Annotated in this window: 21 protein-coding genes and 1 tRNA gene; 9 read left to right on the top strand and 13 right to left on the bottom strand. The window is 59.3% G+C overall.

The window, feature by feature from the left end:
* Window positions 1-187: 187 nt before the first annotated feature.
* The 3 genes from ACTQ1S_RS08260 to ptcA all read right to left on the bottom strand — a co-directional run bounded on the left by ACTQ1S_RS08260 (window position 188) and on the right by ptcA (window position 4,464).
* A complete protein-coding gene (locus ACTQ1S_RS08260) occupies window positions 188-1,390 on the bottom strand; it encodes an agmatine deiminase family protein (RefSeq protein ID WP_441538502.1) in 1,203 nt (400 codons plus the stop codon).
* 306 nt (window positions 1,391-1,696) lie between these two features.
* Entirely contained in the window at window positions 1,697-3,127 is a 1,431-nt protein-coding gene (locus ACTQ1S_RS08255) for an APC family permease (RefSeq protein WP_441064158.1), read from the bottom strand.
* Between the two features lie 266 nt (window positions 3,128-3,393).
* Complete coding sequence (ptcA, locus tag ACTQ1S_RS08250; protein WP_441056337.1) at window positions 3,394-4,464, bottom strand: putrescine carbamoyltransferase; 1,071 nt, start codon at window positions 4,462-4,464, stop codon at window positions 3,394-3,396.
* Window positions 4,465-4,863: 399 nt separating this feature from the next.
* Between ptcA and ACTQ1S_RS08245 the strand changes: the two genes are divergently transcribed.
* Together ACTQ1S_RS08245 and ACTQ1S_RS08240 are read left to right on the top strand one after the other, a co-directional pair.
* Window positions 4,864-5,007, top strand: a complete 144-nt coding sequence (locus tag ACTQ1S_RS08245) for a LuxR C-terminal-related transcriptional regulator (RefSeq protein ID WP_441044900.1) — start codon at window positions 4,864-4,866, stop codon at window positions 5,005-5,007.
* A 47-nt stretch (window positions 5,008-5,054) separates the two neighbouring features.
* Window positions 5,055-5,930 (top strand): hypothetical protein, encoded by an 876-nt coding sequence (locus tag ACTQ1S_RS08240; RefSeq protein WP_441538500.1) that lies wholly within the window; start codon window positions 5,055-5,057, stop codon window positions 5,928-5,930.
* Window positions 5,931-5,942: 12 nt separating this feature from the next.
* On the opposite strand, the gene ACTQ1S_RS08235 is transcribed toward ACTQ1S_RS08240, so the two are convergent.
* From ACTQ1S_RS08235 to ACTQ1S_RS08225, 3 genes are all read right to left on the bottom strand, one after another.
* Entirely contained in the window at window positions 5,943-6,170 is a 228-nt protein-coding gene (locus ACTQ1S_RS08235; RefSeq protein WP_441538498.1) for a hypothetical protein, read from the bottom strand.
* 405 nt (window positions 6,171-6,575) lie between these two features.
* Window positions 6,576-7,649, bottom strand: coding sequence for an SDR family NAD(P)-dependent oxidoreductase (locus ACTQ1S_RS08230; RefSeq protein WP_441538907.1), 1,074 nt, complete (start codon window positions 7,647-7,649; stop codon window positions 6,576-6,578).
* Window positions 7,650-7,752: 103 nt separating this feature from the next.
* Window positions 7,753-9,075, bottom strand: a complete 1,323-nt coding sequence (locus ACTQ1S_RS08225) for an LPXTG cell wall anchor domain-containing protein (RefSeq protein ID WP_441547488.1) — start codon at window positions 9,073-9,075, stop codon at window positions 7,753-7,755.
* Window positions 9,076-9,412: 337 nt separating this feature from the next.
* Here ACTQ1S_RS08225 and ACTQ1S_RS08220 point away from each other — a divergent pair, with 337 nt between their 5' ends.
* Window positions 9,413-10,630, top strand: coding sequence for an InlB B-repeat-containing protein (locus tag ACTQ1S_RS08220; RefSeq protein WP_441547487.1), 1,218 nt, complete (start codon window positions 9,413-9,415; stop codon window positions 10,628-10,630).
* A gap of 129 nt (window positions 10,631-10,759) precedes the next feature.
* Here ACTQ1S_RS08220 and guaA read toward each other — a convergent pair whose 3' ends face one another.
* Window positions 10,760-12,358, bottom strand: coding sequence for a glutamine-hydrolyzing GMP synthase (gene guaA, locus ACTQ1S_RS08215; RefSeq protein WP_441538912.1), 1,599 nt, complete (start codon window positions 12,356-12,358; stop codon window positions 10,760-10,762).
* Between the two features lie 268 nt (window positions 12,359-12,626).
* On the opposite strand from guaA, the gene ACTQ1S_RS08210 reads away from it, so the two are divergent.
* On the top strand, window positions 12,627-13,640 hold the full coding sequence (locus ACTQ1S_RS08210; RefSeq protein WP_154517941.1) for an asparaginase: 1,014 nt from the start codon (window positions 12,627-12,629) through the stop codon (window positions 13,638-13,640).
* A 317-nt stretch (window positions 13,641-13,957) separates the two neighbouring features.
* On the opposite strand, the gene ACTQ1S_RS08205 is transcribed toward ACTQ1S_RS08210, so the two are convergent.
* Window positions 13,958-14,176 (bottom strand): helix-turn-helix domain-containing protein, encoded by a 219-nt coding sequence (locus tag ACTQ1S_RS08205; RefSeq protein WP_427719445.1) that lies wholly within the window; start codon window positions 14,174-14,176, stop codon window positions 13,958-13,960.
* Window positions 14,177-14,252: 76 nt separating this feature from the next.
* Here ACTQ1S_RS08205 and ACTQ1S_RS08200 point away from each other — a divergent pair, with 76 nt between their 5' ends.
* Window positions 14,253-14,642: a hypothetical protein gene (locus ACTQ1S_RS08200; protein ID WP_441042349.1), complete on the top strand. Its 390-nt coding sequence runs from the start codon at window positions 14,253-14,255 to the stop codon at window positions 14,640-14,642.
* 9 nt (window positions 14,643-14,651) lie between these two features.
* Here ACTQ1S_RS08200 and ACTQ1S_RS08195 read toward each other — a convergent pair whose 3' ends face one another.
* The 5 genes from ACTQ1S_RS08195 to ACTQ1S_RS08175 form a co-directional block, all read right to left on the bottom strand.
* Entirely contained in the window at window positions 14,652-15,035 is a 384-nt protein-coding gene (locus ACTQ1S_RS08195) for a DUF1648 domain-containing protein (protein WP_154517947.1), read from the bottom strand.
* Window positions 15,036-15,046: 11 nt separating this feature from the next.
* Entirely contained in the window at window positions 15,047-16,123 is a 1,077-nt protein-coding gene (gene ychF, locus ACTQ1S_RS08190) for a redox-regulated ATPase YchF (RefSeq protein ID WP_089572784.1), read from the bottom strand.
* A gap of 114 nt (window positions 16,124-16,237) precedes the next feature.
* Window positions 16,238-17,491 (bottom strand): 4Fe-4S binding protein, encoded by a 1,254-nt coding sequence (locus ACTQ1S_RS08185; RefSeq protein ID WP_441538914.1) that lies wholly within the window; start codon window positions 17,489-17,491, stop codon window positions 16,238-16,240.
* Between the two features lie 144 nt (window positions 17,492-17,635).
* Complete coding sequence (locus ACTQ1S_RS08180) at window positions 17,636-18,703, bottom strand: glycerol dehydrogenase (protein WP_441547486.1); 1,068 nt, start codon at window positions 18,701-18,703, stop codon at window positions 17,636-17,638.
* A 151-nt stretch (window positions 18,704-18,854) separates the two neighbouring features.
* Window positions 18,855-20,069: an iron-containing alcohol dehydrogenase gene (locus ACTQ1S_RS08175; protein ID WP_117794788.1), complete on the bottom strand. Its 1,215-nt coding sequence runs from the start codon at window positions 20,067-20,069 to the stop codon at window positions 18,855-18,857.
* A 500-nt stretch (window positions 20,070-20,569) separates the two neighbouring features.
* Between ACTQ1S_RS08175 and ACTQ1S_RS08170 the strand changes: the two genes are divergently transcribed.
* The 4 genes from ACTQ1S_RS08170 (at window position 20,570) to ACTQ1S_RS08155 (ending at window position 25,288) form a co-directional block, all read left to right on the top strand.
* Window positions 20,570-21,646, top strand: coding sequence for a hypothetical protein (locus ACTQ1S_RS08170; RefSeq protein ID WP_154517956.1), 1,077 nt, complete (start codon window positions 20,570-20,572; stop codon window positions 21,644-21,646).
* Window positions 21,646-22,689 (top strand): hypothetical protein, encoded by a 1,044-nt coding sequence (locus ACTQ1S_RS08165; RefSeq protein ID WP_427794487.1) that lies wholly within the window; start codon window positions 21,646-21,648, stop codon window positions 22,687-22,689. The genes ACTQ1S_RS08170 and ACTQ1S_RS08165 overlap by 1 nt, the downstream gene beginning before the upstream one ends.
* Window positions 22,690-22,734: 45 nt before the next feature.
* The gene (locus ACTQ1S_RS08160; RefSeq protein ID WP_427747550.1) at window positions 22,735-24,912 is read left to right on the top strand and encodes a MurT ligase domain-containing protein; all 2,178 of its coding nucleotides are present in this window, start codon (window positions 22,735-22,737) and stop codon (window positions 24,910-24,912) included.
* A 299-nt stretch (window positions 24,913-25,211) separates the two neighbouring features.
* Window positions 25,212-25,288, top strand: a tRNA-Glu gene (locus tag ACTQ1S_RS08155).
* Window positions 25,289-25,381 lie beyond the last annotated feature (93 nt).

Here is a 25,381-nt window from a genome sequence, read left to right as displayed (position 1 = left end):
GCGCCCCCGGTCCCCGGGGCGCGGCCCTCTTGCTTAAACTGCTCAATTTTTCGTGCTCACGGTGCTCATTTCCCAGTGATCACTCGGACCACTTCTTAGTGAACATCAACACGCCCGGCCGGCCAGGCCTCCGGGGTGCGGCGGATCCCCGTGAAAGAGGGGCGCCGCGCCCCGGCAGGCCGGGCCATTAGGCGGACGGCTCCTGCTGCGTGATGCAGTGGATGTTGCCGCCGCCGTAGACGACCTGGTCGGACTGGACGCCCACGCACTTGTAGACGCCCTCGCCCCAGACCTCGTCGTAGATCTCCTGGAGCGTGTCGACGGCCAGCCGGTCGTTCTCGTCGCCGTACTGCGGGACGATGACGCCGTGGTTGGTCACGAGGTAGTTCATGTAGGAGGCGATCAGCGGCTCGTCGGGGACGCGCGGCTCGGCGTTCTCGTCGGCGTCGATGGTGTCGCAGGAGGCCTGGTCCATGTACAGCGGCTTCACGGGCATGCAGAGCTTGTAGACCTTCAGCTTGCGGCCCTTGGCGTCAACCGCGTTGGAGAGGGTCTCGTAGGCGGCGTGGCACTGCTCGTAGAACGGGTACTCGGGGTCGTCGGTCCAGATGCAGACCATGACGCCCGGGGCGATGAAGGTGGCGACGTCGTCGATGTGGCCGTTGGTCTCCTCGGGGTCGATGCCCTCCTTGACCCAGATGACCTTCTCGACGCCGAGGTAGTCCTTGAGGTGCTCGGTCATGTACCCGCGAAGCTCCTCGCTCCAGGGCTCGAACTTCTTGCGGTACTTGGGCCAGATGGACTCGGGGTCCTCCTCCTCGAGCACCGCGGAGCAGGTGCGGCCGGGGGACAGGAGGCACTGGTCGGTGACGACGAGGGTGCCCTCGCCGTCGACGGTGATGGAGCCGCCCTCGAGGATCATGTCGTCGGGACGGTAGCGGCGGCAGCCGGAGAGCTCGGCCATCTTGAGGGCGATCTGCTCGTCCTTGTCCCACGGGAAGTAGAGGCCGTCGATGAGGCCGCCGTAGCCGTTGAAGTGCCAGTGGTTGGCGCGCTTCTCGCCCTTGCCGTTGATGACGTAGGTGGCGCCGGTGTCGCGGAACCAGGCGTCGTCGGTGGTCATCTCGACGACGGTGACGTTCTCGTCGTTCTCGAAGACGGCCTTGCAGTTGGCGTAGTCGACCTGGTTGGCGCACATGTAGACCGGGGTGAACTCGGAGATGGCGCGGGCGATGGCGGCATACTGCCTCTGGGCGGGCTTGGCGCCGTGGGCCCAGGTGTCGGTGCGGTGGGGCCAGCCCATCCACACGCGGTCCTGGGGGGCGAACTCGGCGGGCATGAAGAAGCCGTCGGCCCTAGGGGTGGACTCGGACTCGGTGATCGTACGCATAAGATTTCCTCCAAACCGGACGATCGTCTGCCGCGGGCGGGCTGCCCGCGGCCTAGGACCAAGAGATGGCGGGCGCCCGTCCCCCGGCAGAGGTCGGGGCGCCCGGCGCCGGTTTTCACGGGGTCGCACCGGCGGGCGACGACGTAGCCAGGTGCGCGGAGACAGGGCGCACGAGGGATACGGGAGAGGGGTCGGGGCGGTCGGCGGCTGCCGGAGCTATCGCCTGCACCCGCCCCGGGGAATGGTTGGCGGACCCGTCGCCCGGGCACACCTCCGAGGAGGCCGGGGTGCCCGGAACCGGGTGCCCTAGTTCTCCTCGGCCTCCTCGGCGAGGCGCTGGGCGGCCAGCTCGGGGGTGAGGCCCTTGTACTCGGTCTCGCGGCCCTTGGCGCTGACGACGCGGACGACCTCGCCGATGAGCATGAGCACGATGAAGATGATGATCATCGGGACCTTCTCGCCGATCTCGGCGGCGGAGAACGGCGCCAGCGTCGCGACGATGGCCAGGATCAGCTCGATGCAGGGGATGGCCAGCATGACCTTCATCATCGCGCCCTTGAACGGGAACGTGAAGATGCGCTCGCGGTTGGGGTCGTTCTTGCGGAGGTTGAGGAACGCCGGGAACATCGGGATGTAGGTGAGCAGCAGGAAGACGACGGAGGTGCCGAAGAGCATCCAGAAGACGCCGTTGGAGATGGCGTCGACGGGAACGAGCTGCAGGCAGAGGACCAGGGAGGCGACGACGGCGTTGACCAGGTTGGCGCCGTTGGGCATGTCGTCCTCGGAGATCATCGAGGCGAAGACCTTGGGCATGTTGCCGTGCTCGGCGGCGTAGCGGGCGACGGAGTTGACGCCGAAGGACCAGGCGGCCATGTTGGCGAACAGGGTGATCAGGAAGGCGATGCAGATGACCTTGAAGAGCACGGAATCGCCCACCATGGTCTGGACTGCGAAGATCATGCCGTAGTCGGGGTCGATGGAGTCGGCCGGGATGGCGGCGCCGATGCCGAAGCCAGCGAACAGGTAGATGACGGCAATAGCCACGCCACCGACGACGATAGCCTTGGGGATATCGCGAGCGGGATCGGCCATATCATCGGTCATGGTGCAGATAACCTCGAAGCCCATGAAGTTGAAGATGATGATGGACAGGTAGCCCAGGGCGTTGGTGTTGGTGAGCTCGGGCAGGAAGGTGGCGGCGGACATGTCGCTCGCGAAACCGTTCTCCATGGCATACCAGATGCCCAGGGCGCCGACGATGACGGCAACGGCGACCTTGATCAGGGCGCCACCGTTGAGGACCCACTCGGAGTCGGCCGCCTTGGAGCGGCCCATGAGGTAGACGATCCACACGAAGGCGAGCTCGATGCCCATCTTGGCGATCAGGTTGAACTCGACGCCAAAGACCATGCCCAGGATGTCGGGGAACATGGTCGCCAGCGAGGCGATCCACAGCGGGTAGTTGACCCAGTAGTAGTACGAAATGCGGGCGCCCCACTTGTCGCCCAGGCCATCGCGTACCCAGTCGTAAATGCCGCCCTCGCCGTCATAGGTGGTGCCGAGCTCGGCGACGACCATGCCGTAAGGGAGCAGGAAGGTCAGGATCAGGAAGATCCACCAGAAGAACTGCTGGTTGCCAATGGCGGCAGCAGGAGCGGCGGCCTCGCAAACGAAGACGACGCAGATGATGGTCGAAATGACCGTCAGGAAGGAAAGCTTTTTCTTTCCGTCACTCATATTTAATCCTTTGCTCAGTCGTTTTCAGACAGGGCGCCAGTGCTTACGCGCAGTGGCGCAGATGATGGGCAGCAAGAGACAAGCATCTGCTGCCGCCCATCAGAAAGCATCGTACAGGCCATACCACACGTCGGTGTAGATGAAGTCGGCGCCCTTGATGCACTCGGTTGTCATCGGAGACTTTGCAGTTCTCCTCGCCGATGGCCATGAGGTCGCCCATCTCCTGCGAAGGCGGGCGAGCCGTAGCTCGCCCGACCTGGTACGTCTTACAGACCGTGCTTACCGAGAGCGGCCATGCGCTCATTGATGGTGGCGCGGTATGCCGCAGCCTTCTGCTCGTCGGGCTCGCTCTGGGGGCACAGAGTGGCCAGGATGGCGCGAATGGAGTGCTTGCGGTTCTCGGCCTCGACCCAGCACAGGGAGCGCTCGGGATCGTCCATGACCTCGTCGACGACTTCCTCGCCACGGTTGGCGGGCAGGCAGTGCATGAACATGCTGTTCGGACCGGCAACGTTCATCATATCCCAGGTCACCTGGTACTTCGGATAGAACACATCCATGTAGCTGGAGCTGGAGACTTCGCTGTCGTAGAGGCCGTACCACACATCGGTGTACACGAAGTCGGCGCCCTCGATGCAGGAAATGTCGTCGGAAATGGTGATGGTGCCGCCGGAGACCTTGCAGTTCTCCTCGCCGATAGCCATGAGATGCTTGCCGAACTCGGCGCGCTCCTCATCGGTGCCAATATGCAGGCAGCCGTCGGGAATCTGATGCCCCTTCGGTCCGAACTGCACGAAGTCCATGCCCATCTTCGTGCAGATGAACATGAGCGACGCGCAGGTCTGGGTGGCATCGCCGATCCAGGCAAACTTGCAGTCCTCGATCTTCTTACCGGCGGGCAAGTTCTCGATCATGGTCATGAGGTCGCCGAGCTCCTGGGTGGGATGGTTGTACTCGCTCATGCCGTTGATGACGGGGGCCGCGGAGTACTTCGCCAAGCTCACTACATCCTTATGACGATCGACGCGGGCCATGAGGATGTCGACGAGGCTTCCCATAACGCGGCCGGAGTCCTCGATGGACTCATGGCCACCCAGCTGGATGGAGCCGGGGCCGAAGAACTGGGCGTGACCGCCGAGGTCGCTCATGGCCGTCTCGAAGGAGATGCGGGTACGGGTGGACACCTGCTGGAAGATCATGCCGAGGGTCTTGTCCTTCAGCAGGTGCGGGTACTCGCCGCCCTCCTTGATGAGCCCCTTCATGGCGATGGCCAGATCTACCATGCCGAGCAGCTCTTCTTTTGTGAAGTCGTTGGTGTCGATGTAATCTTTGACCATTGAAATCTCCTTCAAAATTCGTTGGCCGGACCGCCCCTTGCGGACCGCGCCCCCCATGAAGCGCCCCGAAATGAGCGAGACGCTCCCTTGCGCCACACAGCATGGGGCGCACCCGTAGTTTTGAGAAGAAATAACCAGGATTATTTTCAGATTACATTAGCTCACCGCACACCTTACCCTGGCTAATCCTAACTAATCCTAACTAATCCTAACTAGTCCTAACGCCTAGACGGATTGATATTGAACTGGTTTCTTCGCCCTGTGCGCCGCTGTCAACACCTTGCGCCTCCGTTCTAAGGAACCGACGCGCCCGACGCCCAAGAATACGTAGACGAGCTGCTCCTCGCCCTCTGCGAGCACTGTCACCTGACCGCGCGCGAGCGCGTCATCTTGAAAGAGGTGCTGCAGGGCAAGGACAACCAGAACATCGCCAGTTCGCCGCAACTGGCCCTGGGCACCGTGCAGGCCCATGTGCACAACATTCTGAAGAAAACCGGCACCACCACCCGCCAAGAACTCACCCAGCTGTTCTGGAAGGGATGAAGAACGGCCGAAGACGGCTGATCCCGTAGGGGGCGGCCGCAGCCGGTGTGAGGGAGATTGGATACAGACTTATCGGAGTCGACCCCGACGATGGTCAGCTTGGCATCGTCGATGTTCACGATGAACTGGTCGGTCACATCGTTGCCGTCGGAATCGATGACGACAGCTTGGCCGGAAACCTTGACAGGGTACTCGCCTGCATCGGTGCCCGTTGCAGAAGCCTCAACGCCGGAAACGTAGAAGGTCTGACCATTGATCTGGAACTCCAGGGTCTCGAAACCGGATACGGACTTCTCGGTGCCGTCGTAGGTCACGGACTTGGAATTGGGAGTGAGGGTGATCTGGTACTTCTCGCTACGATCGGTAACGGTCAGGGTTCCGTACGTCTTCTTGATCTGATAGTTGTCCAGATTGGTTCCCTCGTTGGGGATGCATTCGAATGCATTCTCGGAGGAGCCGACGATCTTCTGCGAGCCGGTGAAAGAATAGGTGGCACCTTGGCCATCGGCCCAACCAGTATCCCGGGCAGCCTCCCCAACGGTGACCTTGTGATTGGTCAGGGGCTTGCCGTCGTACTCCTTGGAACCACTCGCGGAGGTCAGGGTGACCGGACGCTTTTCGACCGTCAATTTACCTTCGTTCTTCACGATGTTGTAGTATTCGGCAATAGACGGGTCGAGCGTTACACGAATCGCATTTTTCGATGTGCCACAATCGGTCTGAGAACCTACAAACTCTATTTCCATATGGTGAATAATAACCGAGCCTTTGTTGGCTATGCGTCGTTTGAATGCAATTACCCCTCTAATAAAACAATATTTGTTACTTTTCAGCACCATCAAACCAGATTCTGCCTCCTGCGAATTAGGCACCCACCCCATCAAGACCACGAAGCATCCCCGCCCTCAGCCTCGGCCTGCTAGTCATGTGCCTGTTCACCTGGGAGAAAGCATGCCAAAGGCAGCGCTGGACCATGGTTTGCGGCCACACCTCCGCAACCGCGCGATGAGGACGACGAGGTCCCTGGCGAGGTATATGCCGTCGACGAAGACGACCCTGTGGACCTCGTCGACGCACTCGAGCATGGGCCAGACCTCCCAGAACTGTGCCGTCCTGCGCCTGAGCCCCCGCCCGCCGCAGTAGGAGCAATAGACGGTCTTCATGGGCACCTCTTCCGAAAGGGTTTTTAACGGTTCCGGAAAAGGTTATCTGCCTGCGGGAACGATAGGCAACCGGACACACATTCTGTCCGAGCGGTTAAAAGCGGGCACGGAATTTATACGGCTGAAAAAGGGGCATCGACCTGCGCCGATGCCCCCAACGTGGACACACATTTTGTCCTATAAGCCTTAGCCAACAGATTGCCTGCACAAAAAACATGGCCACCCGCAAAGGGTGGCCATGTAGATTCTATCTGCAAGAAATCTTTTGCGTGCGTGGTGTGCTTTCGCGCATCAGTCCTGCGCGCCTTCGCGCTTTCACACTCTAGCACGTTCATGCGTTCATACGTTCACGCTTTCCGCATTCTCGCGTTCGCGCTTTCGTACTGGTCTATGCGCCTGTACGAATTACCACGTGCGGGAATTCATCTGGCGGAACTGAGCAACGGTTGGAGCGTGCGAATTCATGCCGCCGTCAACGTTGATGATCTGTCCTGTGGTGTAGGTACTTTCATCGGAGCCAAAATATACGGCTGCATGAGCAATGTCTTCTGGGCAACCGTAGCGGTTAACCATGATGCTACCCAAGAAGATATCTTTGAGCATCTGAGGAACCTTCGCCTCGTTTTCTGGCGTAACAATCAGGCCTGGACGGATGCAATTGCAGCGGATGTTGTCTTTGCCGTATTGCAAGGCAACGTATTGCGTGAAGATGTCTACGCCCGCCTTGGCGCATGCATAAGCGGTAGAACCTAAGTCGCCTGCACATGATGCCATAGAGCCAATGTTTACGATTGCGCCGCCACCAATTTCTTTCATGTAGGGGATAGCGCACTTCGTTGCATAGAAGGTGCCGCGCAGGTCGCTTTCCAAAATAGCGTCCCACATTTCAAGGGTGAGCTCGTCAACACGACCGTCCTTGAGGGCAACGTTTGCTGCATTGTTTACCAAAATATCGAGCTTGCCGTATTGCTCTACAGTGTCTGCAATAAGCGCTTCGATGCTTGCTGGTTCGGTAATGTCGAAATAGTGGAAGCTTGCCTTGCCGCCTGCTTCAACAATTTGATCAACTACAACTTGGCCTTTTTCGGCACGACGACCACTAATAACAACCGTTGCGCCCTCGGCTGCGTATACCTTTGCGATACCGATGCCAATACCGCTGGTGGAACCCGTTACGATAGCAACTTTGCCTTCGAGTCTGCCCATTGTGTTCCCTTTCTCGTTCAAATAATCGATAAGGTATTTGTATTCCTTTTTTGCGTGTTTGTGAATATTTGCATAGAAAAAGCGGATGGCAGGCGTGTGGATTTCGGCAGGAAGGGAAGGGGCCGGCCGCGTTGCGTGCACTGCCGTATTCTTTTCTGCAGGAAAATATGTTGAGCTGCTCGTTTTTCTGTTTGAATAGTAGGCAGATTTAGCATGGTCAGAGGCTGCTAGCAAACAATTTACCCCCTCAACAAAACGCTTGCTCTCTGACATGCCATGCTCGCGCACAAAGTTGGGGCCTTCCCAGACGGGAAGGCCCCTTTGCTGATTATCTTAGCGCTTCATTTCAATGGAGCTGCACCAATGGTATCCGTGCTTATTTATAGTTGTTGCGTTTTCTGAACGTGAAGAGCGCCCCAGCACCGGCAGCGATCGCAACGCCGCAGATGCCCATTGCATAGAGGGCGGCGCTATCGCCGGTGTGAGGGAGATTGGATGCAGACTTATCGGAGTCGACCCCGACGATGGTCAGCTTGGCATCGTCGATGTTCACGGTGAACTGGTCGGTCACGTCATTGCCATCGGAATCGATGACGACAGCTTGGCCGGAAACCTTGACAGGGTACTCGCCTGCATCGGTGCCCGTTGCAGAAGCCTCAACGCCGGAAACGTAGAAGGTCTGACCATTGATCTGGAACTCCAGGGTCTCGAAACCGGATACGGACTTCTCGGTGCCGTCGTAGGTCGCGGACTTGGAATTGGGAGTGAGGGTGATCTGGTACTTCTCGCTACGGTCGGTAACGGTCAGGGTTCCATACGTCTTGTTGATCTGATAGTTGTCCAGATTGGTTCCCTCGTTGGGGATGCATTCGAATGTATTCTCAGAGGAGCCGACGATCTTCTGCGAGCCGGTGAAAGAATAGGTGGCACCTTGGCCATCGACCCAACCAGTGCCCCAGGTAGCCTCCCCAACGGTGACCTTGTGATTGGTCAAGGGCTTGCCGTCGTACTCCTTGGAACCACTCGCGGAGGTCAGGGTGACCGGACGCTTTTCGACCGTCAAGACACCATGCCCCCTGATATTAAGATCATAGTGTTCCTCGAAGTATTCCTCACTACCTAAAGGAAACACTACATCAAACGTATTTTCCGATTCGCCAGCATCTGTCCGAGAGGCCTGATTGTATTGAACTCTGTCTTCGTCAATAGGAGCCCAACCGTCCCCATCGACACTAATTCCTCCGGTAAGAGGCCTGCCGTCATAGGTCTTAAAGGCGCTCCCGGAAGACAAATTTACGGTACGCTTTCCAATATTGATTACGAATTGTTCTGGATCCTTATTACCTCCCGAAACCTCCAAAATCACGCTGCCGACTTCAATTCCCGTTACAGAAACGGTCTTGTGATCAGGATAAAGACCCTCAAGATACGAGATTTCGATTTTTCCACCGTCCACAGTGGACCACTTCCAAATATAGTTAGATCTTGATGTTCCATTGGTATATTGCGCAGTCATGTAGTACTTAATCTGATTTGGGCCACTGATTGCAGGGGCATCAGCGAAAGCTGCAACGGGTAGAAAAGATGCTGCCAGCACTGCCGCCAGCATCACCCTCGCAAATCTTTTCGCAAGCGATTGGGAGAGAACTGCAGTTGCGACCTCTCCCCATTTGGAGAATTTGGAATCCATGAAGCTCATGTCTGCTCCAATTGCACCGAATTGAACCAACGTAAAACGCAACACGACGTACAGTGTGTTGCTGCGTTTTTTCGATTTGGTAAAGAATAACCGAATCTTTGTTGGCTATGCGTCGTTTGAATGTAATTACCTCTCTAATAAATCATATTTGTTGCTTTTCTGCACCACCAAACCAGATTCTGCCTCCTTTGAATTAGGCACCCACCCCATCAAGACCACGAAGCATCCCCGTCCAGAGCAAGGCCGAGCTGAGCAAGGGACATGCCCGAAAATAATTCTCTGTTAACATGAAATGCAATGTTGCAATAGGGAACGCACGCTTGAATTGGAGGATACGATGAAGATACAGGTTAAAGAGACCTTGGCCAGGCGCCGGACGGTTTTCTTCCTCACGCTCACAGCCATCGTAGGCGTTTGCGCCTTCACCTTCTCCGGCACCCAGAATTACGCCTGGGCTGAAGGCGAAGGACCCATTGCCACTTGGAATAGCGCCCCAGAGCCGGGAGTTGGCGGCGTTCCAGCAACAGCTGGAAAGAACCTTACGCTTGAAATAAAACGAGCTAGCTCGAGCGATGACCTGGAAGCCTTCATCATGAATAACGGCAACGATCCAATTCCCCCATCTGTCCTTAAGCTGACAACGGAAGAGGGATCGGTATTAACCGCCCGTTTTGTTTCACCTATTTCTCCTACCGATCAATCAGGATCTTCCATTGAAGGCTCGGATGCCAATACCCGATTCACTAAAGCAGAGCTTTATGAAACCGTCACCGTGACCTTCAATATGAACAGCCACGGAACCCAGATCGACCCCATTACGGTCGAGAAGGGGACATCCGTTACCCTGCCCCAGCCCACAGACCCGAATTATGACTTCGGCGGCTGGTTCACCGATGAGAGCCTCACCACCTCGTTCAACGGCACCGCCGCTACGAGCATGACCGTCTACGCCAAATGGACCAAAAAGGAAAAGGTCACCGTTTCCTTCGAATCCGAATTCGGGACCGCACCTGAAGCCGTGACCGTGAACAAGGGCCAAGTCGTCGAACTCCCTGACCTCGGCACTGACGGCGACTACACATTCGTTGGCTGGATCATGAAGGGCTCCGAAGGTACCGATCCCTTTATCGGCGAATACACCGCTAAAGAAAACATCACCTTCACGGCTGTCTGGGAAGCTCCCTCCACTCCCATCATCGAAATGGTCGACGTCACCTTAGACATGAACGGCCACGGCGACAGTGTGACCAAGCAGGCCGAGAAGGGCAAGCCCATCACCCTTATCGATGATCCTGCCGCCGAAGGCTACACCTTCAAGGTCTGGACCTACGACAAGGAAGGCAAGCAGGCCTTCGACCCCAAGAAGAACGCAGACCAGGACACCACCCTGTACGCCCAGTGGGAGAAGAATGCCGACTCCGCTCCCACCAACTCAACAATCCCCCGGACCGGTGACAACCAGATGGCACTCCTGGCATCCCTTTGCTTCAGTGCAGCAGCCCTGATAGCAGTCGGCATCGCGTTAGCCGCGTATCGCAAATGCAAGCACGTATAAAGCATACGTGACGTTACCGTTCTAATTCTCGATCTAAACAGAGGGGAGTCCCGCGGGACTCCCCTTCCCATTCGCGTACCTAATTACGCTGTTCCTACTAAAATTGGGAATTCTATTCCCAGTTTTCTCCTATTCCCACTCAATGGTCGCGGGCGGCTTGGACGTAATGTCGTAGCACACGCGGTTGGCGCCGGGGACCTCGGCAACGATGCGGCCGGAAATGCGGGCCAGCACATCGTAGGGCAGCTTGGCCCAGTCGGCGGTCATGGCATCACTGGATTCGACGGCACGCAGGATGATCGGGCGCTGATAGGTGCGCTCGTCGCCCATAACGCCAACGGACTTGATGTCGGGCAGGACCGCGAAATACTGCCAGCAGCTGTGCTCGGAGTTGCGCTCGCCGGTCTGCTCAAACAGGCGCTGATTGTAGGCATCCAGCTCCTCGCGCACGATGGCATCGGCGTTTTTGAGGATCTCGAGCTTCTCCTTGTCGACCGCACCGATGATGCGGATGGCCAGACCCGGGCCCGGGAAAGGCTGACGGAACACGATATGACCCGGCAGGCCCAGTGCCAGACCAAGCGCGCGGACCTCGTCCTTAAAGAAGTGATCAAGCGGCTCAATGAGGTCGAAGTGTACGCCCTCGGGGAACGGGATCAGGTTGTGATGGCTCTTGATGGTGGCCGTCTTGCCGCCCGTCTTGCGAGCGCCGGACTCGATGATGTCGGGGTAGATGGTGCCCTGAGCCAGGTACTTGACCGGCTTGCCATCGGTCTCGAGCTGCTGCGCCACGGCGAAGAACTCTTTCCAGAACTGAGTACCGATGATGCGGCGCTTCTCCTCGGGCTCGGTCACGCCGGCCAGAAGCTCGGCATAACGGTCCTCGGCGTGAACGTGGATAAAGTCGACATCGAACTGCTTGGTGAAGACCTCCTCCACCTGCTCGGGCTCGCCCTTGCGCAGCAGGCCGTGGTTGATGAACACACAGGTCATCTGCTTGCCCACGGCGCGAGCGCCCAGCGCAGCCACGACGGAGGAGTCGACGCCACCGGACAGGGCCAGAATCACGCGGTCGTTACCGACCTTCTCGCGGAACTCGGCCGTCATGGTCTCGACCAGGTTGTCCATGCTCCAGTTGGGCTCCAGGCCGCAGATCTCAAACAGGAAGTTGCTCAGCAGCTGCTGACCGTACTCGGAGTGCTTGACCTCGGGGTGGAACTGCGTGGTGAAAATCTTGCGCTCGGGGCACTCCATGGCGGCAACCGGGCACACGTCGGTGCTGGCGGTAACGGTAAAGCCCTCGGGCACCTCGGACACGGCGTCGCGGTGGCTCATCCACACGGTTTGCTTCATGGGCGTGGAGTTAAAGAGCTTGGCGCCGGCAGTGCGCGTAATAGTGGCGCGGCCGTACTCGCCCACCTCTGAGTGGCCGACCTTGCCGCCGAGCGTCACGGCCGTGATCTGATGGCCGTAGCAGAAGCCCAGGACGGGAAGGCCCAGGTCAAAGATGGCAGGATCGATGGACGGAGCGTCCTCGGCATACACGGAGGCCGGGCCGCCGGAAAGGATGAGCGCAGAGGCGTTCATCTCGCGAATCTCATCGGCCGAGATGTCGCAGGGAACAATCTCGGAATACACGTTGAGGTCGCGGACGCGACGGGCAATGAGCTGACCGTACTGCGCACCAAAGTCGAGTACGAGGACCTTTGCGGAAGCCTTTTGATCCATGGTTTCCCCCTCTTGTTGGCGGGGAGCCGATGCCCACCCGCGCGAATAAACGAGAATAACTTTCATAGTGTACACGTTATATGGGGTTTCTCGCCCCTCGCAGCCATCAGCGCACGGCAAACGCACGACCTGGGCCCCTATTTGACGGCAATTGAAGTGTTACCAAACGTTACAGATGATGTAATACGTTTGAACATTGGACGCCCTGTGCCACAATACTGCCGAACGACTCCGCCTCTGCGGCGGCAAATACGATAGGAATACCAGCATGAAGCGCATCCTTCTCATCGCCACGGGCGGCACCATCGCATCGACCGAGGACGGCAACGGCCTCTCCCCCGCCCTGACCGGTGAGGAGCTCGCCCAGAGCGTCCCCGAGATCTCGGGCCTCTGCGAGCTCGACGTCGTGCAGCCCATGAACATCGACAGCACCAATATGCGTCCGAGTGACTGGATGCGGATCCGCGACGTCATCGTCGAGGGCTATGCTGACCACGACGGCTTCGTGATTCTGCACGGCACCGACACCATGAGCTACACCGCGGCGGCGCTTTCTTACCTGATTCAGGACAGCCCCAAGCCCATCGTGCTCACCGGCTCGCAAAAGCCCATGGGCAACCCCTTTACCGATGCCAAGCTCAATCTGTACCAGAGCCTGCTCTATGCGCTTGACGAGCATTCGCACGACGTCTCAATCGTGTTTGGCGGTGTGGCCATCGCCGGCACGCGCGCCCGCAAGCAGCGCACCATGAGCTTTAACGCGTTCATTAGCGTCAACTATCCGCCCATTGCCTACATCCGCAACGACCGCATCGTGCGCAACGGGCTCCACGGCACCCACCAGAATGAGAGCCCGGTTCGTTTCTACGACAGTATCGACCCGCGCGTGTTTGTCCTTAAGCTCACGCCCGGCGTGAATCCAGGCATATTGGACGCCCTGACCGATAGCTACGACGCCGTAATTCTGGAGACCTTTGGCATTGGCGGTATTCCCGAGTTTGGCGAGTCCGGCGAGTCATTCCAGGAGGCGATTTTCCGCTGGGTCGATTCGGGTCGCACCGTCGTTATGACCACACAGGTCCCCGAAGAGGGCCTCGATCTGGGTGTTTATGAGGTCGGCCGTGCCTACGCCGACCATCCGGGTATTTTACGCGGCGACGATATGACCACCGAAACGCTCGTGGCCAAGACCATGTGGGCGCTCGGCCAGTCACGTGATGCGGCCGAAATTCAGCGCCTGTTCTACAGCCAAGTCAACCATGACCGCATCCCGATGGTGTAGCTAAAACAAAATCCGCCTCTTTGGGCCTTGTGGGGCACGTGGTACCTCTCGGAACGTGCAAAAAGCGGAGTTTTCAGCACCCGCCCCTTCCAGAAACGTTAAAACCGCTAGCTGTAAATCGCTTTTCGGTTCGATAGGCTTGTCCCACGCGTCTATTATTCCTCATAATAATGAATTTTGTGGATAATCCAAAACAGCAAGCATCGTATTTGCGCCTTCGGTTGCTGTCAATTTATTGAGGGATGCTGAATACTCGGGTTTTTGCACGCCGCCGTCGGGGGGACCCGTTCAGCAAACGACAAATCTAGCAAAAACGCCTACTCAATGCCCTCGAGAAGCTCTGACACCGTCATGCCAAGCGCGGGCGCAAGTTTAAATAAAATCTCGAGCGTGCTGTTTGCCGTTCCGCTTTCGATTTGATCGAGATAAGGTCGGCTGATTCCAACCGCCACGCAAAAATCGACCTTGGAGATACCAAGGGCCTTGCGCGTCCGCTCGACTCGCTCGCCAAGAATCTGTTTCGCATGTTCGTTCATGCAGACGAGTTTGAAATGGAGCAAAACAAAAACGTAAACTATAGTTTACGTTTTGCCCAATATACAGGAGTTTTCTATGTCGGGTTCTTCGGTCCGCATGTACCGAGCCACGCTTCGCACAAACAGCGCACCGCCCAAGCTCGTCGTCGTTGAAGCAGAATGCCTTTCGCCCGATGAGCGCACAGCATTTGCATTGCTATCAAGTCGCGTCGCCGCCGTTTTGGTCCCTTGCCCGGCGCAAGGTGAACTTGCCATCCAATGCCAAGCGCACGGCTGCTCACTCAATCAGGCTGCCGTAATCACAACCAGCCAGTGTGGCCTGCCCCTTCTCTTGGAAGCCGGTATCGCGCTCTGCCTTCGCGGTGCCGGATACGAAAACGAGGCCGCCGCCGATGTGGTCTTTCAACCACGATCGAGCGGCGGCCTCGCAGCAGCCATCGAATATGCTTGCAGGCTCGTTGCCTAAAGGCGCAAGCTAAAAGCCCAGGCCAAAGCCTGTGCCGGTAATCGCCGAATACATAAAGTAGACGTTAATTACGTTGAGGAATGCGCCCGTGATGCAGCCGTTTCGCAGGTAGCGCTCGCACACGATGCGCGCCATGGCGGCGGAGTCCTCATTGTTCTTTGCCTGGCGTCCCGCCGTAAAGTACGTCGCCACGCTCAGCAGCAGGTTGAGCACCGGCAATGCCAGCAGCTCGTAGCTCTTGCCCCAGCGCGTCACCTCACCGGCGGCATTAAACTTTGTTGCCACCTCGGGACCAATGTTGGGGATTACAAACGCTGCGACCACCAGCGGAAGCACTGCAAGCACCAGCAGCGCGATGCCCATGTAGCCAGCTTTTTTTCCATATTTAAACATGCTCGCCGTCCTTACACGTTAAAGCGGAAGTGCACGACGTCGCCATCGGCCATGACATACTCTTTGCCCTCGATGCGCAGCTTGCCTGCAGCCTTGGCGCCTTGCTCGCCACCGAGCTCGATGTAGTCGTCATAGCCAATGACCTCGGCCTTAATAAAGCCGCGCTCAAAGTCGGTATGGATGACACCGGCGGCCTGCGGGGCGGTCGCGCCCTGACGCACCGTCCAGGCCTTGACCTCCATCTCGCCAGCCGTAAAGAACGACTGCAGACCGAGCAGCTTGTAGGCTGCCTGCGCGAGCACGTCCAGGCCGGGCTGCTCCAGGCCCAGGCTCTCCAGGTAGTCGGCCGCATCCTCGGGATCGAGCTCGGAAAGCTCGGCCTCGATCTTGGCGCAGATCGGCAGTGGCTTGACGCCATCGATGGGCGCCAGGTCCTCGTTGAGCATGTCCTCGTCCACGTTGGCCACATACAAGATGGGCTTCATGGTGAGTAGGAACAGGCCCTTCGCAGCGGCGCGCTCCTCGTCGGTCATCTCCATGGACGCGGCGCGCTTGCCCTCGTTGAGCCAGGCGAGCAGGCGCTTGGCGACCTCAAACTTGGGCATGAGCTCCTTGTCGCGCTTGGCCTCCTTCTCGAGCTTAGGCAGCTGCTTTTCGAGCGTGCCCATGTCGGCCAGGATGAGCTCGGTCATGATGGTGTCGGCATCGCCGGCGGGATCGACGAACTCGCCCGTGCGACCCACCTCACGCATGACGTTGGGATCCTTAAAGTAGCGCACGACCTCGCAGATGGCGTCGGTCTCGCGAATGTTTGCCAAGAACTGGTTGCCCAGGCCCTCGCCCTCGTTGGCACCCTTCACCAGGCCCGCGATGTCGACAAACTCGACCGTAGCCGGCACAATGCGGCCAGGGTTGACAATGTCGGCGAGCTTTTGCAGGCGGCTATCGGGCACATCGACGATACCCACGTTGGGGTCGATCGTGGCGAACGGGTAGTTGGCGGCAAGGCCGGTCTTTTTGGTAAGCGCGGTGAACAGCGTCGACTTGCCCACGTTGGGCAGGCCCACGATACCGATGGAAAGGGACACGACAGCTCCTTTTGGTACAGGTACTTCAAACTGCATAAGTATAGCGCCGCCACAGCATCCGGGCGAATCCGGACACCGCGGCGGCGCAAATGAAGCAGAGATTGGGGTAGCTGGCTAGTCCGCGAGCTTCTCCACCTGGTCGAGCATCTTGTCGAGCTTGGCCTTCGCCTCGGCTTTTACCTTTTGGGCCTCTTCGTGGGCTTTGGCCTTCTGAGCGGCCTTTTCCTCGGCTTCGGGGTCGACGACAACCAAGTTGGACGCATCGTGTTCGACCAGCTTGAGCGCATGTTCGGGACAAACCTTGACACAGGCACCGCAGCCCAAGCAATACGTGGACTCCAACGCGAAGCGGCCGCTTCCCACCAAATCGCAGGCGAACGTGGGGCATACATTGACGCACTCGCCACACGACGTGCACTTGTCAAAATCGCACTCAGGCGTACTCACCTGCATGTTCTGGGCAAGCTCGGGATGGTTCTGCAGCGTCGAAAGCACCAGCTGCCGCCCATGCGTGAGCGAACGGCGACGCTTTGCCGTCGTGGTGCCGCACATGGTGTTGAGCGTGCGCTCCAGCTGGGTAATCTGATGGCGATGGGCCTTCAACTTCTGCGTCACCGAGGCCAGCGCCGCCGTCGCCGGGTTGAGCTTGGTCACCGTCAGACCCGTCGTGCGGGCAATCTTTTCCATGTACTCCTTGCGCTCGTACTCGCGAAGCTTATGGCACTTGAGGTTCTTGGGGTCGACCTCCAGGCCCATACCCGTGCCAGACCACTCCTCAGCCTTCGCAATCGCCTCGCCCAGGATATCCTCGCCGCCGGTGTTGCGGCATTTATCGCACACGCCCAGAGGAAGGTACACACTCACGTTGGGATAGTCCGCCAGTACCGAGAACCAGGTCTCGGCCGTAATATCGCCCACGCAGGCAACGACGACCTCGTTCTCGCGCGGCATGCGCTTGAGGGCGCGTGTGCAGGTGACGTAGGCGGTCTCGTGGCTCGTTGCCGCCGAGACAATGTCGTCATACAGGTTTTTGGGCGCCAGGCGCGGCGAGATGATTGCCTCGGTCGGACAGACAGCGGCGCACAGGCCGCACTTGCGGCAGGAATCGAGAATCTCGATGGAGTCTTCCTCGACCTCGATAGCGTTGACCGGGCACACATCCATGCACGCAGTGCAGCCGCTCTTTTCGTTTTTGCAGGTCAGGCACGGAATGGTGTTGCCGCGCGGACGCTCCTTGTAGTCGGCAGGATTCCACTGCGGCGCCGACGGATCGAGCGCATCGGTCACACCGCCAAGCGGGTTTTTAAGAAAGTCGAAACCCTTGCTGATCTCGATAATGTCATCAAACAGATCGTGTTCCTGCGCCATGCGCGGCCCCTCCCTGAGCAGTGCAAACAAGCAAGAGATAATGATACGCCATCGGCCCACGCCTCGGGCAAATTACATGCGGCGCATCTTTGAGACAAATGGCCTATCGCCGCCTCGATTGCACAAGGTCAATCAAGCGCCAAGCTATGCCTCGCACATGAGCTGCACGAGCTTTTGTTTGGTCACCTTGGCCTGTTCGTTTGCCATATTGCGCTCGTTCTTAAAGGTTGCGTCCGCAACGCTCAGCAGGTCGGCATCGGAAATCTCGCCAAGGCCCAGCTCCTCGAGTGTCGTCGGCAGACCAACGCGCCGGCAAAACTCGAGCACCTGATCAAGCTCGGGCGCGCGCTCCAAACGAAGCTGCACCACCAGGCCAAATGCCACGGCCTCACCATGCATGGCCTTGCACTCGGGCAGAATCGTCAGGCCGTTGGCGATGGCATGCGCCAACGCCAAGCCACCGCTCTCAAAGCCGACGCCCGAGAGTAGGATATTGCACTCGATCAGTCGCTCAACCGCCGGCGATATACGGCCCTTTTTGAGATCGCGCTTGGCAGCGACACCAAACTCCATAAGCGTGTCATAGCAGGCACGAGCCGCAACCAAGGCCAAGTGTCCCGGCGCGCCACCGTGCTCGTTGGCGCCGTGCGCCGCGGCGCACGAACGAGCCTCGAAATACGTTGCCAGTGCGTCGCCCATACCAGCGACCGTCATACGCAGCGGGGCTGCCGCGACCACGCCGGTATCGACCACAACCAAATCTGGATTCTTTTCGAGCATCAGATAGCGGTCGAACGACCCATCCTCGTGATACAGCACCGAAATCGCGCTGCACGGGCCGTCCATCGAAGCCGCCGTGGGGCATACGCACAACGGCAACTCGGCATAAAACGCAACGGCCTTGGCGATATCGAGCATCTTGCCGCCGCCAATACCCACCACCATGTCGCAATACTCAGCCTGGGCTTCCTTAGCCATTTCGACAACGGCCTCTTCCGTACACGGACCGTCATAAATCTTAAAGAACGGCTCGCTTAGATCTTCGTCCAGAAATCCATCGACGATCTGCCTGCACAGCCGATCCTCGGTGCCCTGGTCAAACAAGACATAGGCAGCGCAGCCCAACCATGACAAATATCTGCCCTGACGCGAAAGTTCGCCCGGCCCCTGAACATACCGGCCGGGACCGCCATAAACCATAGGAAGCGCCATACGAGAATCCGCCCTTCATCAAACAACGATTGGTGCAAAGCCACCTGTCCCCTTGTGGCAACTTGGCGCATTGAGGACAGGTTAGATTGCACCATAGAAAAAGGGTCCCGCGCACAGAGCGCGAGACCCTTATCAGAACAATGTGTGCCGATTAGAACGTGACCGGGGTGTCGGTGTAGACGCACTCGAGCAGCTGCTCCATCTCCTCCTGAGACGGCTGGCGCGGGTTGGAGCCCGTGCAGGCGTCGAGGATGGCGTTGGCGGCAACGTCGTGCTTCTTAGCCTCGAACTCATCGTAATCGATGATGGACTCGTCGGCCTTCACGCCCTTGGCACCGTAGTTCTTGATGCCCTGCGGTATGTCAAGCTTGTCGTTGAGGTCGCGAATCTCCTGGACCAGAGCCTCGACCAGCTCGTCCTCGGTCTCGCCGGCGAGGTGCAGGATCTCCTTGGCGATGAAGGCGTAGCGGCTCTTGGCGCGAGCGTCCTTGGCGTTGAACTGGATGACCTTGCCCAGGTACATGGCGTTGGCGCAACCGTGGATGATGTGGTCGCCCTCAAAGGCGGCACCGGTCTTGTGAGCCATGGAGTGGACAATGCCCAGCAGACCCGAGGAGAAGGCGATGCCGGCGATGCACTGGGCGTCGTGCATGTGCTGGCGGGCCTCATGATCGCCCTGATAGGACTTGGGCAGCCACTCGACGATCTCGCGGATAGCATGCAGGGCGTTGGCGTCGGTGTACATGGAACCAGCGGTGGAGACGTAGGCCTCGATGGCGTGAGTCAGAGCGTCCATACCGGTGTGAGCGCACAGCTTGGCGGGCATGGTGTAGGTGAGCTCGGGGTCGACGATGGCGACATCAGGGGTGATGTTGAAGTCGGCCAGCGGGTACTTGATGCCCTTGGCGTAGTCGGTGATGACGGAGAACGCGGTGACCTCGGTAGCGGTGCCGGAGGTAGAGGAGATGGCGCAGAAGTGAGCCTTCTGACGGAGCTCCGGGAAGGAGAACGGGACGACCGCCTCCTCGAAGGTCTCCTCGGGATACTCGTAGAACAGCCACATAGCCTTAGCGGCATCGATGGGCGAGCCACCGCCAATGGCGATAATCCAGTCGGGCTGGAACTCGGTCATGGCCTCGGCGCCCTTCATGACCGTCTCGACGGACGGATCGGACTCGACGCCCTCGAACAGCTTGACCTCGAAACCGGCCTCCTTGAGGTCGGCCTCGACGTCCTGCAAAAAACCGCCGCGGCGCATGGAGCCGCCGCCGGTCACGATGATGGCCTTGCTGCCCTTGAGGTTCTTCACCTCGTGGCGAGCGCCCTCACCAAAGTACAGATCGCGAGGATTGGTAAAACGTCCCATACTGTGCCTCCTAAACAAGCCCCTCTTAGACTTGCGTATATAACGGAGCACCCGATTGGCTCCGTTAGGACCGTTTTGCGCGTTGCCGGCGATGACAATGCGTGATGTCTAAACGTCTCAACGCTCAGACAAATAGTATTTTACCGTTCTGGTTGGTCAGTTATTTACCGAAAGTCGACAATGATGAAACGTTTTTTCTATCCCTGAAGACCCTTATGCGGCATTCATACTCCCAAGCTGGGCAAACGTTTTATCAAGGTTGACCACATATCCAGGTCAGGACTGTGCCCCTCCAAAAGACACACCGTTCGCCGCCAAAAATCGACCGTTTGCGGCACCGTGATACCACTCGGTCGTCCAAGGTTCCGACATTTGTGCGACATCCGTCTTCGTGGTGCAAAGGTGCATGTCCAAGTGCGGCACTCCCAATGTGCCTCATGCGGGTAAACTAGAACTTTATATAGAGACATTTGAACCCTAACCGCAGCAAAGGAGGCCCCATGGCATTCGATCCCATTCAAGAAGATTGCCATCGCCTCGTTCTTGAGGCCTTGCGCCGCGACAATATCCCGCTCACCGACGGCCCTGCCGTAGAGCGTCTGATGGAACAATTCACCCGCAACCCCGCGCCGCTCATCGTGCACGACCGCGACCGCGCCGGACATCTGATTGCCAAGGTGGTCGAGGCTGTCGACTACCGCATTCCCTTTATCCCTGACGATACCCAGGCAGAGCAAGAAGAGACCGCTGCCGAAAACATGCTTCGCGAGGCAGCCGCACTCGACCCGACCAACTGGGACGCTCAGCGCATGTTGACCGCCCTCACCGCTAACTCAAACGAGGAGTACGTACAGTACTTGGTATCCAAGCGCGATGAAGTCGAGCACGACCTGGCACTCAAGATCGCCTCGGCGCAGGACCCCTACGAGCGCGAGGCCGCAGGCGACCTTACACGCCGCCCCTACCTGCGCTGGCTTGCCGCCCTTGCGTCGCGCGCCCTCATTAGCGGCCGTTACCGCCTGTCGCTCGAAACCGCAAACCGCAGCCTGGACTTTGCCCCCAACGATCCGGCCGGTGTCCGCCACACTGCGATGCTCGCCATGGCAAAACTCGAATACCCCGCCGAGGAGCTCAAACGCTTTCGCTCTGCCCACTCCGTCCCCTATCTCGCCAACACGCCGCTGCGCCGTCGTCCCAAGGACGCGGAGCGCGACTTAGACCCGTGGACGCTCATCGCGCTGATGAGCGCTGCCTGGCGCGAGCTGGACTACGAGGGCGCCGAACACTACTTGCGCATCCTTGCGCGCTCGTGCCCGCACGCAGCCGAGGCGCTTTACTTTCAAACCGAGTTTCCCGATGGCGTCTATGCCCGCGTCAACGTGGGCGTGGGCTCCACCGACGAGCTTGTCCTTGCGCTGTCCGAAGCGACGCCGGTACTGCAGGAGGGCTTGGGCGCCCCCGACAACGCCAGCTTTGCCGCCTGGGTCGCCACCAACGATATCGTGCGTTCCCAGATCGACGAGCGCATCCTGCGGGCGGCCGAGCAGGGCTTGCCGTTTAAGGGAGGAGACCTCTAATGGATCCGAGCGTCTACATCCCCGCCTACCTGGAGCGCGCCTACGTTGCGTCGCACCCCGAACTCACCGATGCAGCACGCGATCTTGTCCATAACGACGTGAGCGTCAACCCCCATAAGTATGCGCAGACCGAGCATGCCCAGGCACTGCTTTCCTATGCCGGTGTTCACCGCCACCTGCTCGACGAGCTCCATCGTATCGAGGATATGGGCAGCGATGAGGAGTTTGAGCAGACGCGCAACCGCCTGTTCGACGATATGCGCGATGAGCTGCTCAAGATCGTCCGCGTCGATGCGTATGTCTTCGATGCCCAGCTGCTTGCCATCATTTTGGCGGACACGCCCGTCGACGCCTGCCTGGGCGACCTGATGAAGCTCGAGGCGACCACAGCCGATTACCTACGGCAAAGCGTGCCCGGATTCGACATGGAGGCTCCGCACTACTGGGCCAACAAGGTGCTGGCAGACGGCGTGACGGCGGCCGATCTCACCGTGAGCGAGCCGGCGCTTATCGGGTGGCTCCACACGCTCGAGGCCATCTCGCAGCTGTGCATGGCGAGCGCTCGCTACCGTGCTGCCGTCAACTATTCTCGCCGTGTTCTTAAGGCGGAAGGCTATCCCACCCGAGCTGCCGGCACCGTGCTACTCGCCCTCGCTCGTCTGGAAGACGAGGACGGCTTTTTTGCCCTGGCCCACCAGCTCGAGGAGCAGATGGGGGCCGATGCCCTCGAGAACTCCCCCTGGTACCTACTCGCCCGCACGATCCTGCTGTTCAAAACAAACAAGATGCGCCCGGCGACACGCGCCCTGCGTGAGTTTGCCAACCGCTGCGAGGGTGGCGCGTTCTTTTTGCTGAACCCCATGTATCAGACGCCGTACCTTCCCTGCCGGCCCGAGCCGCACGACCCCTGGGACCTTTCGCACCAGGCAGTTTGGGAGGCCGACGGTATCATCTCGGATACCCCCGACTTTGCCCCCTGGGCCAACGCTTGCGAAGACGTATCGCAGCTTGCCCAGGAATTTGCGCGCCGTTATGGCTTTTAACGGCACGATCGCCACGACCATGTCATTCACGTTAGGAACGGCTTCATGAACTTCCGCTCATCTCTCGCCTGCACTTCGAGCGATATTGCCCGCTGGGGGCTGCGCTCCATCCTTAAGCGCCAGGGCGGCGTACTCCCCGGCCGCATCGCCATGAAGATCGACCCCGAGCTGCTAAGCGACCTCGCGAGCCTTGTCGACCGCAGCGTGGTGGTCACCGGCACCAACGGTAAGACCACCACCTCCAACCTCATCGCCGACGCCGTTGCCGCCAGCGGCGCCACCGTGGTATGCAACCGCGCGGGCAACAACATGGAGCCGGGCGTGGTGGGTGCCCTGCTCGAGGGCCGCAGCGATCTTAAGCGTGCCGGCAGCGGCAAGCGCGTAGGCGTCTTTGAGTGCGACGAGCTCTACACGGTGCGCGTCTTGCCCAAGCTCAAGCCGACCTACTTTGTGCTGCTCAACCTGTTCCGCGACCAGCTGGACCGCTACGGCGAGATCGACCACACCCAGGACGTCATAGCCCACGCGTTGGAGCTTTCGCCGGCAACGACGCTCATCTATAACGCCGACGACCCGCTCTGCGCCTCGATCGCCGCACGCGTCCCCAATATGAGCATCGCCTTTGGTATCGACGGCGCCACGGGCACCGAGTCCGATCGCATTAGCGACTCGCGTTTTTGCTCGCAATGCAACGCGCCGCTGGAGTACGACTATGTGCAGTACGGCCAGCTCGGCGCCTATCATTGTCCTTCGTGCGGTTGGAGTCGCCCCGCGCTGGTCCGTCGCGTGACAGGCGTTGAGCTCGGCTGCGACGGCTACGGCTTTGACCTGACCTTTGGACCCGAGGCAAAAGCGCCCGCAACGCACATCGCCACGCGCTACAACGGCCTGTACATGGTCTACAACGTTGCCGCCGCCTTCTTTGCGGCGCGTGAGTTGGGCGTGGACGCAGCGCATCTGCAGCCCACGCTCGATGCCTACGTCCCCGCCGGCGGACGCATGGGCCGCTGGGAGATTGCCGGCCGTACCGTCGAGGCAAACCTGGCCAAAAATCCCGTGGGCTTCGATCGCCAGATCCAGTCCATTAAAACGGCAGGCGGCAGGCTCTGCGCCTTCTTCCTGAATGACAACGACGCCGACGGCCACGATGTCTCGTGGATCTACGACGTCGACTTCGAGCGCATCGCCGATACCCCAGGGCTTGTCGCCTTTGCCGGGGGTACGCGCGCGCACGACATGCAGGTGCGCCTGAAGTACGCCGGCATCGACGCCGCCATCATCTCGAATATCGAGCAGGCGATCGGCGCCGTGGCAGATGAGGCCGCCGATGACACCTTCTACGCCGTCGCCAATTACACGGCATTCCCGCCGCTGGTCAAAGAGCTCGACGGACTTAAAGACGCCGATGCGAGCTCGGTTGCCTCCTGCGCCGTAACACGCACCGATGGCAGCGCCGTCCCCACCGATATTGCGCCGGTCGAGCTTCCGCGCCCGCTGCGTATCGTCTATCTGTATCCCGATGCCCTCAACCTCTATGGCGACGGCGGCAACGTCATCGCCCTCGAGCGCCGCTGCGCCTGGCGCGGCATTCCCGCGCGCGTGGACGAGGTCCGCATGGGCGAGACGCTCGATCTTACCGACGCCGACATCGTCATGATGGGCGGCGGTGCCGACCGCGATCAGTTGGCTGTGGCACACGAGCTGCTCGCTCAAAAGGACAAGGTTGCGACATATGTTGAGGACGGCGGCTCGTTGCTCGCTATCTGCGGCAGCTACCAGCTGCTCGGTCGTTCGTACTATATGGGCGAAAATCGCATCGAGGGTCTAGGTGTCATCGCCGCCGAGACCGTGCGCGGCTCCGACCGCCTGATAGGCAACGTCGCCGTCAAGACCGACCTGGCACCCGAGCCCTTTGTGGGGTTCGAGAACCACGGCGGCCGCACCCTGCTCGATGCAGAGGCCACGCCGCTCGGAACATCTGTCGTCACGGGCACCGGCAACAACGGCGACGACGGCTTTGAGGGCCTCATCTACAAGGGCGTCATCGGCACGTACCTACACGGACCGGCACTGCCCAAGAACCCCGAGCTCGCCGACTGGCTCATCGCCCATGCCCTTGAGCGCCGTGGCGATGCGCAGGCCGCCGCCCTGCTGCCGCTCAAGCCCCTCGACGACACCTACGAGCACGCCGCCCACGACGCCGCGATGAAGCTCCTCCCCTAACGCCCCGCCACCACAAAGGGACAGGCACCTTTGTGGTGGTTTTGACCCGTCCCAGCGGTTTGTCTCAATCTGTAACATCTAGACCACCAAAGGTCGTCTTACTGTTACAGATTGAGACGCTCGTCCCGACGCCTGCATTTTGTCTCAATCTGTAACAGATAAGGCCGATTTACCCGCCCAGATGTTATAGATTGAGATTTTTGAAGATCGGGGGGAGAGGGCCAGCTCCTGTGTGGTGGTTTTCCAGTTTGCCAACGATATACGCGCCGACAAAAAAGTCTGCTATACTCTTTCCCGCTGTCCCCATCGTCTAGCGGCCAAGGACGCCACCCTTTCAAGGTGGATATCGCGGGTTCGAATCCCGCTGGGGGCACCACAGAATCTGAGAAGCCCGTTACCAATTCAGTAGCGGGCTTTTTGTTACCGATATGCCGGGATTCGAACCCGACAGGGTGCGGAGCTGAGGAAA

Origin of the sequence: Collinsella sp. LCP21S3_D3 (assembly GCF_052118305.1) — a bacterium.
In the GTDB taxonomy this organism is placed as follows: domain Bacteria; phylum Actinomycetota; class Coriobacteriia; order Coriobacteriales; family Coriobacteriaceae; genus Collinsella.
This window is presented reverse-complemented; position numbering and strand designations above follow the sequence as displayed.